Origin of the sequence: Actinomyces israelii DSM 43320, from assembly GCF_000711965.1 — a bacterium.
Lineage (GTDB): Bacteria > Actinomycetota > Actinomycetes > Actinomycetales > Actinomycetaceae > Actinomyces > Actinomyces israelii.
The window spans coordinates 46,388-60,820 of the sequence record NZ_JONS01000017.1; the positions used below are offsets into that span (position 1 = coordinate 46,388).

General features: G+C 72.1%; 9 protein-coding genes. 5 read left to right on the forward strand and 4 right to left on the reverse strand.

Going from position 1 to position 14,433, the window contains the following annotated elements; all coding sequences use genetic code 11:
* Window positions 1–15 precede the first annotated feature (15 nt).
* The 4 genes from treY (at window position 16) to O145_RS07635 (ending at window position 6,521) form a co-directional block, all read left to right on the forward strand.
* A complete protein-coding gene (gene treY, locus O145_RS07620; protein ID WP_043561957.1) occupies window positions 16–2,661 on the forward strand; it encodes a malto-oligosyltrehalose synthase in 2,646 nt (881 codons plus the stop codon).
* Window positions 2,658–4,508 carry a malto-oligosyltrehalose trehalohydrolase gene (gene treZ / locus O145_RS07625; RefSeq protein ID WP_043561959.1) on the forward strand — a complete coding sequence of 617 codons (1,851 nt, stop codon included), beginning with the start codon at window positions 2,658–2,660 and terminating at the stop codon, window positions 4,506–4,508. Before treY ends, treZ begins: the two co-directional genes overlap by 4 nt.
* A gap of 109 nt (window positions 4,509–4,617) precedes the next feature.
* Window positions 4,618–5,220 carry a DUF3000 domain-containing protein gene (locus tag O145_RS07630; protein ID WP_043561962.1) on the forward strand — a complete coding sequence of 201 codons (603 nt, stop codon included), beginning with the start codon at window positions 4,618–4,620 and terminating at the stop codon, window positions 5,218–5,220.
* A 74-nt stretch (window positions 5,221–5,294) separates the two neighbouring features.
* The gene (locus O145_RS07635; protein WP_156966652.1) at window positions 5,295–6,521 is read left to right on the forward strand and encodes an HRDC domain-containing protein; all 1,227 of its coding nucleotides are present in this window, start codon (window positions 5,295–5,297) and stop codon (window positions 6,519–6,521) included.
* 42 nt (window positions 6,522–6,563) lie between these two features.
* On the opposite strand, the gene pflA is transcribed toward O145_RS07635, so the two are convergent.
* The 4 genes from pflA to dxs all read right to left on the reverse strand — a co-directional run bounded on the left by pflA (window position 6,564) and on the right by dxs (window position 12,210).
* Window positions 6,564–7,442 (reverse strand): pyruvate formate-lyase-activating protein, encoded by an 879-nt coding sequence (gene pflA, locus O145_RS07640; protein ID WP_043561965.1) that lies wholly within the window; start codon window positions 7,440–7,442, stop codon window positions 6,564–6,566.
* Window positions 7,443–7,463: 21 nt separating this feature from the next.
* Window positions 7,464–7,709, reverse strand: coding sequence for an autonomous glycyl radical cofactor GrcA2 (gene grcA2, locus O145_RS07645; protein ID WP_008734270.1), 246 nt, complete (start codon window positions 7,707–7,709; stop codon window positions 7,464–7,466).
* A gap of 72 nt (window positions 7,710–7,781) precedes the next feature.
* Window positions 7,782–9,902 carry a pyruvate formate lyase family protein gene (locus O145_RS07650; protein WP_043561969.1) on the reverse strand — a complete coding sequence of 707 codons (2,121 nt, stop codon included), beginning with the start codon at window positions 9,900–9,902 and terminating at the stop codon, window positions 7,782–7,784.
* Window positions 9,903–10,068: 166 nt separating this feature from the next.
* Window positions 10,069–12,210 (reverse strand): 1-deoxy-D-xylulose-5-phosphate synthase, encoded by a 2,142-nt coding sequence (gene dxs / locus O145_RS07655; RefSeq protein ID WP_084682453.1) that lies wholly within the window; start codon window positions 12,208–12,210, stop codon window positions 10,069–10,071.
* 207 nt (window positions 12,211–12,417) lie between these two features.
* Between dxs and O145_RS07660 the strand changes: the two genes are divergently transcribed.
* The gene (locus tag O145_RS07660) at window positions 12,418–14,421 is read left to right on the forward strand and encodes an alpha/beta hydrolase family protein (protein WP_043561974.1); all 2,004 of its coding nucleotides are present in this window, start codon (window positions 12,418–12,420) and stop codon (window positions 14,419–14,421) included.
* Window positions 14,422–14,433: the final 12 nt, after the last annotated feature.

Sequence of the window (14,433 nt, forward strand, 5' to 3'; positions counted from 1 at the left end):
AGGGGGAAGGACACGATGACCGAGCCAGCTCAGGAGGCGGCCCACGAACCGGCTCAGCAGGAGACCACGACAGCAACCGAGGCGGCGGGCGTCCCCGAGGGGTACGCGCCCTGGTCGGGGCACGTGCCCGCCGACGGGCGCCGCACCCCGGTGACGACCTACCGGCTCCAGATGGGCAGCGCACTCACTTTCGACGACGCCCGCCGCCTGGTGCCCTACCTGCGCGACCTGGGCGTCACCGACGTCTACCTCTCCCCCGTGCTCGCCGCGGCTCCGGGATCGACGCACGGCTACGACGTCGTCGACCACACCCGCATCAGCGAGGTCATGGGCGGGCGCGCCGGGCTGGAGCGCCTGGCCGACGACGTCCACGCGGCGGGGATGGGCCTGGTCCTGGACATCGTGCCCAACCACATGGCCGTGCCCACCCCCGCGTGGCACAACCTGCCCTTGTGGTCCGTGCTGCGCGACGGTCCGGGCTCCCCCTTCGCCTCGTGGTTCGACGTGCCCGTCGATGCGCCCATCCTCATGCCGGTGCTCGGCGCGCGCATCGGCAAGGTGCTCGCCGACGAGCAGCTCGTGCTGGAGCGCATGGTCGTGCCCACCGAGCCCGAGCGCGGCGAGCAGTGGGTGCTGCGCTACTTCGACCACGTCTTCCCCGTCGCCGAGGGCACCCAGTCCCTGCCCATGCACGTGCTGGTCGGGCGCCAGCACTACCGGCTGGCCTACTGGAAGGTCGGCGACGCGGAGACGAACTACCGGCGCTTCTTCGATGTCGGCACCCTCGCCGCGATCCGGGTGGAGGACCCGGAGGTCTTCGCCGGCTCCCACGAGCTCGTCCTCGACCTGCTGCGCCGGGGGACGGTGGACGCCCTGCGGGTCGACCACCCCGACGGCCTGGCGGACCCCACCGGCTACCTCAACCACCTGTGGGAGGCCACCGGCGGGGCCTGGATCGCCGCCGAGAAGATCCTCGCCCCCGACGAGCCCCTGCCGGTGGGCTGGCACGTGGCCGGCACGACGGGGTACGACGCCTCCTGGCGCATCGACCAGCTGCAGGTCGACCCCGGCGGGGCGGCGCGGCTGGGCGCCCTCATGCACGAGATGACCGGGCGGGGGCCCATCGAGTACGAGCAGGTCGTCGAGCAGGCCAAGCGGGAGGTCATCAACGGCTCGCTGGCCGCGGAGGTCAATCGCCTGGCGCGGCTGCTGGACAAGCTGACCGTCCAGGACGTGCGCCTGCGCGACCACACGCTGCACGACCTGCGCGCCTGCGTCGTCGAGCTGCTCGTCGCCGCGCGGCGCTACCGCGCCTACGTCCGGCCTGGGCAGGCCGCCGACCCCGACCAGGAGGCGGTGCTGCACGCCGACGCCGAGCGCGCCCGCTCCCGCCTGGAGGCCGACCAGGGCGAGACCCTCGACATGGTGGTCGCGCTCCTGCTCGGCGAGCCGGTCGGCTCGGAGGGCCTGGCGGCCTCTCCGCTGCGCGCCGAGGCCGTGATCCGCTTCCAGCAGGTCTGCGGGGCGGTGACCGCCAAGGGGGTGGAGGACACGGCCTTCTACCGGTGGACCCACCTGACCAGCCTGACCGAGGTGGGCGGCAACCCGAGCGGCTTCGCCCTGGGAGCGGATGAGGCGCACGCCTGGGCGGACCGGGTCCAGGACGTGTGGCCGTGCACCATGGTGACCACCACCACTCACGACACCAAGCGCGGGGAGGACGTGCGCGCGCGTCTCGACGTGCTGGCCTCCTACGCCGAGGAGTGGACGGACCTGGTCCACCGGCTGCGGGCCGCCACCGAGGACGTGCGCCCCACCGACCTGGACGGGCGCACCGAGAACCTCCTGTGGCAGACCCTGTGGGGCACGTGGGCGCCGGACTCCGGCGATCCCATGACCGCCGAGCGTCTCGCCGCCTACCTCATCAAGGCCTCGCGCGAGCAGAAGAGCTGGACCACCTGGTCCGCCCCCGACGCCGACCGCGAGCAGGGCCTGACCGACTACGCCTCCTACCTGCTCGCCGACCCGGGCACGGCCGAGGAGCTCAACGCCTTCGCCGCGCTGACCGCCCGGGACGTGTCCGCGATCATCCTGGCGAACAAGGCCATGACGCTGACCTGGCTGGGCGTGGCGGATGTCTACCAGGGCAGCGAGCTGACGCGCACGAGCCTGGTCGACCCCGACAACCGCAGGCCGGTGGACTACGACGGCCAGGGGGGCCTGCGCGAGCTGCTGGCCCAGGTCTCCGCCGGCTCGCCGCACACGCTCGACCAGGACAAGCTGCGGCTGACCCAGCGTCTGGCCCGGTTGCGCGCCGAGCGGCGGGACACCTTCGTCGGGCCGCGCTCGGGCTACCGCGCGGTGCCGGTGACGACCTCCCACGCCTTCGCCTACGCCCGTCTGCTCGACGAGGAGCCCGACGTCGTGGTCATCGTGCGCCGCCTGGGCCGCCGGCTGCGGCGGCTGGGGGGCTGGCGCGAGGAGAGCGTCGTCCTTCCCGACGGCCCCTGGACCGAGGTCCTGACGGACCGCCCCGTCGACGGCGGGGCCCAGCGCCTGGCGGACGTGGTCGGGGACCTTCCCGTCGTCGTGCTGGCCCTGGACCGGAAGGACGACCGAGAGGACAACGAAGACAGCAGAGACGACGGAGACGACGCATGAGCACATCTTCCTGGCACTCCCCCGCCCTGCCGGCGGGCCCGCGCGTACCGGTGTGGGCCCCGCAGGCCGGCCGCGTCGGCCTCCACCTGCCCGCCACGGGCGAGGTGACGGCCATGGAGCCGCGCGAGGGCGGCTGGTGGGTGAGTCCCCGCCCCCTGCCCGCCGGCACCGACTACGCCTACCGGCTGGACGACGGCGAGGACCTGCCCGACCCGCGCAGCGCCTGGCAGCCCGACGGCGTCCACGGCCCCTCCCGCGTCTTCGACGCCTCGCACCTGACGTGGACCGACGACGGCTGGCGGGGGCGGGATCTGCTCGGCGCCGTCATCTACGAGCTCCACGTGGGCACCTTCACCCCCGAGGGCACCCTGGACGCCGCCGCGCGGCGACTCGACCACCTGACCGGCCTCGGGGTGGACATGGTCGAGCTCATGCCGGTGGCGGGCTTCCCGGGCCGGGCGGGCTGGGGCTACGACGGCGTCGACCTGTGGGCCGTCCACGAGGCCTACGGCGGGCCCGCGGCCCTGGCCCGCTTCGTCGACGCCGCGCACGCCGCCGGCATCGGCGTGTGCCTCGATGTCGTCTACAACCACCTGGGCCCCTCCGGCAACTACCTGGGGCGCTTCGGCCCGTACTTCACCGCGGTGCACGAGACGCCGTGGGGCTCGGCTGTCAACTACGACCAGCCCGGCTGCGAGCAGGTGCGCGCCTTCGTCATCGACTCGGCCCTGCGCTGGCTGACGGACTTCCACGTCGATGCGCTGCGGCTGGACGCCATCCACGAGATCCGCGACGACGCCGAGCGCTCCAGCGCCGTCGAGCCCCACCCGCACCTGCTGGCCGAGATGTCCGACGCCGTCGCCTCCCTGTCCGAGCGGCTGGGTCGCCCCCTGTCGCTCGTGGCCGAGTCGGACCTCAACGACGCCGGCGTGATCACGCCCACGCACGACGACCCCCCGTTCCGCATGCCCTCCCTCGGCATGACCGCCCAGTGGACCGACGACGTCCACCACGCGCTGCACGCGCGAATCACCGGGGAGTCCCAGGGATACTACGCGGACTTCGCCGCGCCGCACGCCCTCAGCCACGTCTACGAGCACGCCTTCCTCCACGACGGGGGCTGGTCCTCCTTCCGCGGCCGCAGCTGGGGCGCGCCCGTGCCGGCCGGAACGGACCCGCGGCGCTTCGTCGTCTTCGACTCCGACCACGACCAGGTCGGCAACCGCGCCACAGGGGACCGTCCGGCCGCCTCGCTGAGCGACGACCTGCTGGCGGCGGAGGCCGCCCTCATCATCCTGTCGCCGTTCACGCCCATGCTGTTCATGGGCGAGGAGTGGGGCACCCGCCGCCCCTTCCAGTTCTTCACCGACCACACGGAGTCCGAGCTGGCGCAGGCGGTCACGCAGGGGCGCCGCGACGAGTTCGCCTCCTTCGGCTGGGGAGCGGACGAGGTGCCCGACCCCCAGGACCGCTCCACCGTGGAGGCCTCGGTGCTCGACTGGGCCGCACTGAGCAGCCCGGCCCACGCCCGCATGCTCGCCTGGTACCGCGACCTCATCGCCCTGCGGCGCAGGCTCCGCCTGGCCGAACGCGCCCGGTGGCCCCGACTGCAGGAGGCCGACGACGCCATCGTCCTCACCGTTCCTCCGCGCCCCGATCACGACGACGTCGAGCTGGTGGTCGCCGTCAGCCTGAAGCCGGCCGACGGCTCCGGGGGCACCGGCCTCGCCGCGCTCGTTCCGGACGCCGCCGAGCTCGACCTCGCCCTGTCCTGGATGGGGGCCCCGCTCGCGGGCCCGGTCCTGGGCGCGGGAGACACTCTCGCCCTGACGCGCAGCGGACGGTAACCTCGGTAACGAATCATCCGGGTGCGCCCGGATCGTGTCCGTCATCATGGAGAATCATTCTTTCGGCGTGTTAGCGACCATCATCCGTCTACGCCGGTAGCCTGGCGAGGTGACCGAATCTTCCCCCACGGGTTCCCCGCATGTCCCCAAGCCCGCTGTTCCCGACCGCTTCGCCGAGGCGCTGCTGTCAATGCGTCACGCATTCAGGCCCCGAGGCCTCGTCCTGGACGAGGCGCCCGCACCGCGCAAGCTGGCCCCCTACTCGGCGGCGCTGTCCGCCGAGACAGTCGAGACCTGCTCCGGAGCCCCCCTGGCCTCCGGCAAGTTCGTGGTTCTGCACGACCCCGCCGGCCAGGAGGCCTGGGACGGCGACTTCCGGCTGGTCGTCATGGCCCGCTCCCGCCTCGACGAGGAGGTCGGCACCGACCCCCTGCTCGGATCGGCGGCGTGGTCCTGGCTCACCGACGCCCTGGACGGCGCGGGTGCCGGGTACCGCGCCCTGGTCGGGACCGTCACCCGGGTGCTGTCCGAGACCTTCGGCGGCCTCGAGCTGTCCGACTCGTGCGCGCACGCCGAGATCCGCGCCTCATGGAGCCCCACCACCCCGGACCTCACGCCGCACCTGGAGGCCTGGTACGAGCTGATCCACGTCGCCGCGGGACACGAGCCCGAGATCGCCACGCCCATTGAGCTGGCGAGCGTGGTGCGGTGACGGTGGGTCCGCGGCCACCGCGCGCGGCCCCCGTCCCTGGGACGACCGACTCCCCGATCCCGCAGAGCAGCGTCGTGGCCTACACTCGTCCACGCGACGGCCTGCCTCCCGTCACCGACTCCCCCGCGGCGCTACGGTGCGCCGTCCAGGCCCTGGCCGCAGGCTCGGGCCCCGTTGCCGTGGACGCCGAACGCGCCTCGGGCTTCCGTTACGGGCAGGACGCCTATCTCATCCAGCTGCGGCGCGCGGGCAGTGGCACCATTCTCATCGACCCGCTCACGGCCGGCCCCCTGGACCGGCTGGCCCGCGCGCTCGACGGCCCGGAGTGGATCCTGCACGCGGCGGATCAGGATCTGCCGTGCCTGGCCGACCTCGGGCTGACGCCGCGCTCGCTGTTCGACACCGAGCTGGCGGCCCGGCTCCTGGGCCGGACCCACGTCGGCCTCGGCGCCGTTGCCGAGGAGACCCTGGGGCTGCGGCTGGCCAAGGACCATGCGGCCGCGGACTGGTCGATCCGCCCCCTGCCCGCCTCCTGGCTGGTCTACGCGGCACTCGACGTCGAGCTGCTCGCCGAGCTGCGCACGGCCCTGAGCGCCGAGCTCACGGCCGCGGGAAAGGCGCAGTGGGCGGCCCAGGAGTTCGAGTTCGAGCGCACCCGGCCACCGAGACCGGCGAAGGTCGATCCGTGGCGCAAGACCCCGCGCGCGGGCCGGGCGGTGCGCAGCAGGCGGTCGCTCGCCGTGCTGCGCGAGCTGTGGATCGCGCGCGAGGAGCTCGCCTCCGACCTGGATCGCACGCCGTCCAAGGTCCTGTCCCACCATGCGCTGATCGCGGCGGCGTTGACCCGGCCGACATCGCGACGCAAGCTCGCCGCGCTCAAGGAGTTCTCCTCCCGTCAGGCCCGTCAGCACCAGGAGCGGTGGTGGAAGGCCATCGACCGCGCCATGAGTCTGCCCGAGGACGAGCTGCCGCCCACTCACGCGCCCCTCGCCTCCGGCGAGCTGCCGCAGCCGCGCTCGTGGGGACGCCACCACGCCGAGGCGGCGCGAGTGCTCGAGGTCGTGCGCGCCACGGTCCGCTCGCGCGCGGACGACCTGCGGCTGCCCCAGGAGCTGCTCGTGCTTCCCGACACTCAGCGCCGCCTCGCCTGGGACCTCGGCCAGGCGCACCAGTCCGGAATGCGGGTGGACACCGCCCCGGCGGCCGTGGCCGCGCGACTGAGCGCGCTGGAGGCGCGCCCGTGGCAGATCGAGCAGGTGTGCCCGGCTCTCAGCCAGGCGCTCACCGCCGCTCTGGCCTGAAGCCGTGCCCGCCGGTCGGCTGCGCGCCGATTCAGCGGCGGCTCAGTGGACGGTGAATCCGTGGGAGCGGAAGATCGCCCGGGTGGACTCGACGAGCTCGGGGTCGGGGGGCGTGGTGTCGCGCAGGCGATAGTCCAGGCCCAGGGCGCTCCACTTGTCGGCGCCCATCTGGTGGAAGGGCAGGACCTCCACGCGAGTGACGGCACTGCCCCAGCGCTCGACGATGCGGGCGACGTTCTCGACGTTGGCCGGGTCGTCGGTCAGATCAGGGACGAGTACGAAGCGCACCCACATCTCGATGCCCCTGGCCGCCAGCCGGTCCCCGAAGGCGATGGTGGGGGCGAGCTCACGACCGGTGACCTTCTTGTAGGTCTCCTCGTCGCCGCTCTTGACGTCGAGGAGGACCAGGTCGATGTTGTCAAGCATCTCCTCGGTGCACCTGGCGCCCAGGTAGCCGGAGGTGTCGATGCAGGTGTGGATCCCCATCGCCTTGGCCCCCGCCAGCAGCCGCGCGGCGAAGGCGGGCTGCATGAGGACCTCGCCGCCGGACAGGGTGACGCCCCCGCCCGAGGCGCGGAACACGCCGCGGTAGCGCTTCATGCGCCGCAGCAGCTCGTCGGCAGTCACCGGCTCCCCGTCCTTCATGAGGAAGGTGTCGGGATTGTGGCAGTACAGGCAGCGCAGCGGGCAGCCGTTGAGGAAGATGGTCATCCTGGTGCCCGGCCCGTCCACTGCGGTGACGAGCTCCCAGGAGTGGATGGACCCGAGCGACCCTTCGCGCATGCGCGCCAGACGCTCCGAGCGCTGCAGGTCGGTCAGCTCCTCGAGCCCGCCGATCCCGGCCCCCCGAAGCCGGGCGGCCGGGGCCAGGAAGTCCTGGTCCCGGCCGCCCGGCGCCACAGGGGCGATGGTCTCAGTCATCTGAGCCGGCACCGTCCCGGCTCAGGCGCCGGCGTGGAAGGTGCGGTTGAGGACGTCGAGCTGCTGCTCGCGCGTGAGCTTGACGAAGTTGACGGCGTAGCCGGAGACGCGGACCGTGAGGTTCGGGTAGTTCTCCGGGTGCTCCATCGCGTCCTCGAGGGTGTTGCGGTCCAGGACGTTGATGTTGGCGTGGTACAGGCCCTTGACGCCCCCATTGTCCTGGCGCTGCGCCTTCATCGAGGCGAGGCGCTCTTCGTACGTGGCCATGATCGGCCCCTTTCTGGTGATGAGAGATGTGTTTTCGACAGAGAGTCGGTGGAGACCGTCGATCAGCCCCGATCAGACCTCGGCGCAGTCGTCCGGCACGAAACCGGCGTCGAGAATGCCCACGAGGTTGGCCACGCGCTCCTCGAGCGTGCGCCCCAGGCCCTGCGGGGTGATCGTGTTGGTCAGCGAGATGCCGTCGAGGGCGTCGTTGTAGTCGAGCTTGCCGACGGACAGCATGGAGGCGACCATGCCGTGGGTGTCCATGCCGTTCTCCGGGTTGGCGCCCGGGGAGAAGGGCATCCCCTTGGCGTGGCCGGAGGGGAAGGAGCCGGTGGCCTTGCCGTAGACGACGTTCGAGGTGATCGTCAGGACCGACTGGGTCGGGATCGCGTCGCGGTAGAAGGGCTGCTCCTTGATCTTGGACATGATCGTGTGGACCACGGTGGCGGCGATGTCGTCGGCGCGGTCGTCGTCGTTGCCGTAGATGGGGAAGTCGCCCTCGGTGACGTAGTCGACCACGAGGCCGGTCTCGTCGCGCACCGGGGTGACCCTGGCGTACTTGATGGCGCTCAGCGAGTCGGCGACGATCGACAGCCCGGCGATGCCGCAGCCCATGGTGCGCACGATCTCGGAGTCGTGCAGCGCCATCTCGATCGCCTCGTAGGCGTAGCGGTCGTGGCAGTAGTGGATGATGTTGAGGGCCTCGACGTAGGTGGCCACCACCCAGTCGAGCATCTTCTCGTACTTGTCCCAGACCTCGTCGAAGTCGAGCGGGCCGTCGCCCTCGATGCCGGGCAGGCCGGTGACGACCTGCTTGCCGGTCATCTCGTCGCGGCCGCCGTTGATCGCGTAGAGCAGGCCCTTGGCCGCGTTGACGCGGGCGCCGAAGAACTGCATCTGCTTGCCCACGCGCATGGGGGACACGCAGCAGGCGATGGCGGCGTCGTCCCCCCAGTGCTCGCGGATCTGCTCGTCGGCCTCGTACTGGATGGAGGAGGTGGTGATGGAGATCAGTGCGCAGAAGTCCTTGTAGCCCTGAGGCAGGTCCTCGTTCCAGAAGATCGTGATGTTCGGCTCCGGGGCCGGCCCGAGGTTGCGCAGCGTCTGGAGCAGGCGGAAAGAGGTCTTGGTGACCAGCGACCGGCCGTCCTCGCCGAAGCCCGCGTCCGACCAGGTGGCCCAGTAGGGGTCGCCGGAGAAGATCTGGTCGTAGTCGGTGGTGCGCAGGAAGCGGGTGATGCGCAGCTTCATGACGATGTTGTCGATGAGCTCCTGGGCGCGGGACTCGTCGATGACGCCCTCGCGCAGGTCGCGCTCGAAGTAGATGTCGAGGAAGGCCGACAGGCGGCCGATGCTCATGGCGGCGCCGTCCTGGGACTTCACCGAGGCCAGGTAGGCGAAGTACGTCCACTGGACGGCCTCGTGGGCGTTGCGCGCGGGGCCGGAGATGTCGAAGCCGTAGGAGGCCGCCATGTTCTTGAGCTTCTTGAGCGCCTTGATCTGCTCGGAGTGCTCCTCGCGGTAGCGGGCCCAGTGCTCGGAGAAGGGCTGGTCCGCGACGGAGTCCTTGGCCTTCTGCTTGAGCTCGATGAGCCGGTCGACCCCGTAGAGGGCGACGCGGCGGTAGTCGCCGATAATGCGGCCGCGACCGTAGGCGTCGGGCAGCCCGGTGATGATGTGGCTGGAGCGGGCCGCGCGGATGCGCGGGGTGTAGATGTCGAAGACCGCGTCGTTGTGGGTCTTGCGGTACTTGGTAAAGATCTTCTGGACCTGGGGGTCGATCTCCTTGCCGGCCTCCTTGATCGCCTGGGCGACCATGCGCCACCCGCCGTTGGGCATCATGGCGCGCTTGAGCGGGGAGTCGGTCTGCAGGCCGACGATGACGTCGTCGCGCTCGGAGATGTAGCCGGGGGCGAAGGCGTCGATGTCCGACGGGGTGTGGGTATCGACGTCGAGGATGCGGACCTTGCGCTCCTCCTTGAGGTACTTGTCCTCAAGGGTCTCCCACAGGCTGAGCGTCTTGTCGGTCGCGCCTGCGAGGAAGGAGGCGTCCCCGTCGTAGGGTGTGTAGTTGCGCTGGATGAAGTCTCGGACGTCTATGTCCCGAGCCCACGGGCCCGTGGCGAAGCCCTCCCACGCATCGCGGCTGGTGCTGTCCTCCGCTGTGGCGGATGCTGTGACCTCGGTGGTCATCCGTGCCCTCCTGTAGGTGGGTGTATGCGCCCTTGTGAGGCGTGGCGGTACATCGTTGCGCCGTCCACCTCCAGGGTAGGCCGGTCCCCGACGGCAGCGGGGGCCGCCCGCCCACAAGACCGGTGGGATCACTCACAAGAGCCAGTCGTGCACCCTATATTTGGGACTAAAGTCCCGTCTCATTGTCAGGTGCTTCCACGGTCCGCGCATGGGCATTACCGGCCTGTGCCCACGTTTTTGCGTCTTCGCGCAGACGCGGACGATCGCGACAATAGGACAGGCGTCCCACAGCCGCGGACGGGTCGGGGGCCAGTCGGAGGGCGCCCAGAAGGTGTCTGGCGGTGGCCGCTATCCCCGCCGGGTCCATGCCGAAGTCGGCCAGGAGCTGCTCGCGGGTGGCGGTGCCCAGGAACCGGCGGGGCACCCCCACGCGCGCCACGAGCGGGCCGCGCCCGGCGCCGGCGGCCGCCTCGTCCTCGATGGCGTCCCGCAGCCGTGAGCCGACGCCGCCGTCGACCAGCCCGTCCTCCACGACGACGACCCCCGCGAAGGACCGCGCCGCCTCCACCAGGGTCCGCGGCACCGGCACCACCCAGCGGGGGGCCATCACCGTCACGGCGCACCCCCCGGCGGCCAGCTCGCGCCCCGCGGCCAGCACCGCGGGCGTCATGGCGCCGACGGCCACCAGGAGCAGGCCCTGCCGGGGCCCGCCCGCCGGCGCCCCGTCGTCCGGCTCGGCCAGCACATCGACCGCCTCGAAGGGATCGTCCGGGGGCCCCAGGATCCGGCCCGCGGGCGCGCGCTCGGGCAGGGCGCCCTTGGGGTAGCGCACCACGGTGGGCGCGTCGGGGGTGGCGACGGCGGTGCGCAGGTCCTCGCGCAGGGTCGCCTCGTCGCGCGGAGCGGCCAGGCGCAGCCCGGGCACGTGCGCCAGCAGCGCCATGTCCCACATGCCGTTGTGGCTGGCGCCGTCGGTGCCGGTCAGCCCGGCGCGGTCGAGCACGATGGTGACCCCGGCGCGGTGCAGGCCGACGTCCATGAGGACCTGGTCGAAGGCCCGGTTGAGGAAGGTCGCGTACAGGGCCACCACAGGGTGGAGGCCCGCGAAGGCCATGCCCGCGCTGACGGTCAGCGCGTGCTGCTCGGCGATGCCGACGTCGATGACCCGCTCAGGGAAGGCGTCGGCCATCGGCTGCAGCCCGACCGGCTGCTGCATGGCGGCGGTGACGGCGACGATGCGCTGATCGCCGCGCGCCAGCGCCAGGACCTCCTCGGCGAAGACGGAGGTCCACCCGAAGCGCGAGGGCACGATCGGCAGCCCCGTCTCGGGGTGGATGCGGCCGACGGCGTGGAAGCGGTCGGCGACGTCCTTCTCGGCGGGGGTGTAGCCCCTGCCCTTCTGGGTGATGACGTGGACGATGACCGGGTCGGCGTACTCGCGGGCCCGCGTGAGGGCGAACTCCAGGGCCGTCTCGTCGTGCCCGTCGACAGGTCCGGTGTACTTGATGCCCAGGTCCTCGAAGAAGGCCGAGGGGACCAGGACGTCCTTCAGGCCCCGTTTGAGGCCGTGCAGCGCGTCAAAGGCGGCCCGCCCGGGCGCCCCCTGGGTGAGCAGGATGCGCTTGACGCCGGCCAGCATGCGCTCGTAGCCGGGGTTGGTGCGCAGCGCGTCCAGGTGGTGGGCGAGCCCTCCGATGGTGGGGGCGTAGGAGCGCCCGTTGTCGTTGACGACGATGACCAGGTGCTTGTCGGAGGAGTCGGCGATGTTGTCCAGGGCCTCCCAGGCCATGCCGCCGGTCAGCGCCCCGTCCCCGATGACGGCGACCACGTGACGGTCCTCGTGGCCCTGAAGGAGGTTGGCCCGGGCGATGCCGTCGGCCCATGACAGGGAGGTGGAGGCGTGGGAGTTCTCCACGACGTCGTGGACCGACTCGCTGCGGGCCGGGTACCCGGACAGGCCGCCGCGCTCGCGCAGGTGGGTGAAGTCCTGCCGGCCGGTGAGCAGCTTGTGGACGTAGGCCTGGTGGCCGGTGTCGAAGACGATGGTGTCGCGCGGGGAGCGGAAGGTGCGGTGCAGCGCGAGGGTCAGCTCGACGACCCCGAGGTTGGGGCCGAGGTGCCCCCCGGTGCGGGCGACCGTGGCCACGAGGTAGCGGCGGATCTCCCCGGCGAGGGCGACCAGGTCCTCGCTGGTGAGCCGGTCCAGGTCGCTGGGCCGTGCGATCGAGGACAGCAGCGGCGTCCGTGGCAGCGCGACGCCGGCCTCACCAGGGCTCGCGGGTCCCGCGAGCACTGTCTTCTCACTCATCAGGGCTCTTCCTCCCGGTCCTGGTCCTGCCGCGCCCGCGCCCCGGCCCGCGCCCGTGCGACGCCGCGGGCCAGCCGCGTGTGATGGCATCACAGCATAGGCGCTCAGCGCCCGCGGGGAGGCCTCACTGCTATCGCGCACGAGCACGTAGGGTTGGAGCCGCGCAGCCCGCCGCCGCGCCCCGCCGTACCGCACTCAGGAGGAACCATGAGCACCACGGCTCCGTTCGGGACCTGGCCCTCCCCCATCACGCCCGGAACCATCACCACTCGGACGGTGCGCCTGTCGCAGGTGCGCGTGGACGGCGCGGACACCTACTGGGTGGAGCAGCGCGCCTCGCAGGCCGGCCGCAGCGTCCTGCTGCGCCGGGGCGGGGACGGCTCGGTCGGCGAGGTCCTCCCCCTCACGCCCTCCGACGAGCTCGTCGATACGCGCACCCGCGTGCACGAGTACGGCGGGCGCGCCTACGCCGTCGACTCCGGGACCGTCGTCGTGTCCCACGCCGGCGACGGGCGCCTGTACCGCTACGACGTCGCCCACCCCATGCGCGGTCTGGTGCCGCTGACGATCTACGGCGACGTGCGCCACGGAGACCTGGAGATCGACACCGCGCGCGGCCTGGTCTACGCGGTGCGCGAGGACCACCGCGCAGGCGGCGAGGCCGTCAACTCGCTGGTGGCGGTCCCGCTGGACGGCTCCGCGGCGCGCGAGGACGCTCCGGTGACCACGGTCGTGGCCGGGACGGACTTTGTGGCCTCCCCGACCCTGTCCCCCGACGGCGAGCACCTGGCCTGGATCACCTGGGACCACCCGAGCATGCCGTGGGACAGCACGACCCTGCACGTGGGCGACCTTCTGCCCGACGGGCGCATCGGCGACCAGACGGTCGTGGGCGGCGACGGCGAGGCCGCCTCCGAGCCCCGCTGGACCGAGGAGTGCGACCTGGTGCACGTCTCCAACGCCTCGGGCTTCTCCAACCTGTACCGCACCGAGGGGTTCCCGCGCCGCGGCACCAACCGGGAGGGCTGGACGACGGGGCTGCGCACCCGCCCCCTGCATCCCGCCGAGGCGACCTTCACCTCGCCCGCCTGGGCGCTGGGCCCCCACCACTACGACGTCCTGGACGGCGAGCACCTCATCGCCTCCTGGGCGAGCGACGGCGTGTGGCACCTGGGCACGATAAGGCTCTCCAACGGGCAGATGGAGGAGTGGAACATCGGCTGGCAGCCGCTGGGCAACGTCGCCTCGTCCGCGGGACGGGTCGTCATGCTGGCGGACAACGAGATGGAGCCGCCCGCGATCATCGAGGTGCGCGACGGCCGCGTCGAGGTCCTGCGGGGGTCCGGCGAGCTCGCGGCGGAGACCATCGGCGTCTCCCTGCCCACGCCCGTGACCTGGCCCACCACCGCGCAGGCCACCGCCCACGGCTTCTTCTACCCGCCGGCGTCGGCCTCCCGCAACGGCCCCGACGACGAGCTGCCCCCGCTGATCGTCAACGTCCACGGCGGCCCGACGGCGGCGGCCCGGCCCGGTTACAACCTGAGCATCCAGTACTGGACCACTCGCGGCTTCGCCTACCTGGATGTCAACTACCGGGGCTCGACCGGCTACGGCACCCGCTACCGGCACGCCCTCAACGGCCACTGGGGCGTCTACGACGTCGACGACGTCATCGCCGGCGCCGAGCTCCTCGCCGCCTCGGGCAGGGTCGACCCCGCTCGCATCGCAGTGCGCGGGGCCTCTGCCGGCGGCTTCACCGTCCTGTCGGCGCTGACCCGCTCGACCGTGTTCAGCGCCGCCACGTCCCTGTACGGCGTGGCGGACCTGGCCCGGCTGACCCGCACCACCCACAAGTTCGAGTCCCGGTACATCGGCACGCTCGTGGGCGCCGCCGGCGCCGACGACCCGGTGCTGGCCGAGCGCTCCCCGCTGCACCACATTGACAGCATTCACGCCCCGCTGCTGCTTCTCCAGGGCAGCGAGGACCCGATCGTGCCGGCCGACCAGGCGACCGCCATGTACGAGGCCGTCAGGGACAGGGGTCTGCCCGTGGCGCTCGAGGTCTTCCAGGGCGAGGGCCACGGCCTGCGGATGGCGTCGAGTATTCACCGCGCGCTGCGCGTCGAGCTGAGCTTCTACGCCCAGGTGTGGGGCCTGGAGTCCCCGGAGGAGGACCCCATCATGGCGCATGTGGAGAACCTGAGCCGCTGATCCCACCGCCCC